1 pseudogene is annotated in these 785 nt (G+C 45.9%); it reads right to left on the bottom strand.

The features are described 5' to 3' along the window. Positions 1-94 precede the first annotated feature (94 nt). A pseudogene (locus R8N47_RS24585) lies at positions 95-785 on the bottom strand (transporter); the annotation flags it as partial.

Genomic DNA, 785 nt, shown 5'->3' on the forward strand with positions numbered 1-785 from the left:
TCTAACTCAGATTTTAATTTGAAATCTAAAAAAGCCATCGTACTGATGGCTTTTTGCTTTCTAGAATATGATGATGCGATTGGCATCAAACGGGCTAACTACTGTGAGCAAGCCAAAGTCGGTGTAAGTCGCTATAGCCTGTATTCTTAACTTGCACGCCCCGAACTTGTTGAGTTTTTGTCACTTCTTCGTAGCCAATGAACAAAGGCAAATAGACATATTGCGCGCGCAGCGCTTCTTCAATACCCAGCAAATGAGAAATCGGTTGTTCATAGGCAATGGCTTCTTGAAGCTGCTCGCGGTGACGCTCCATCTGGTTTTGTTCGAAACTAAAACGTAAGCCAGTCGCCACCGATAGCCATTCAAATACCCCATATTCAAATGGCGCTTCCATGACCTCTTCAATGAACAATAAATCCGCCAAGTGTGAAACTGACTCGGGAAAACTAATGTCTTCCACTTTGATGACCTCTAACTCTAGCCCCGTGCTACGAATCACCTCATGCAACCATTCAGAATGTCGCATCAGGTTCGGGATAGTCCATATCGGTTCAGCAAGCACGACTTTGCCTTGTAGCGTTGGCGCTGTCTCAGCGCTACAACCTGGCTCAAGAGGCGATAACTGAATACTGTCGACGGCACTTTGTGGCTCATGGTGCCGCTTTTGCTGATTAATATAGTTGGCAAGCTGGCGCCACTCTTGTTTCGTCAGTTGCGAATCTCGCCTCTCACGATAAGTGAGATAGGAAAGTGCGCTGATTTTTTCAATCTCAACATGATCCGAG

The sequence above is a fragment of the Vibrio sp. 2132-1 genome (assembly GCF_033344315.1).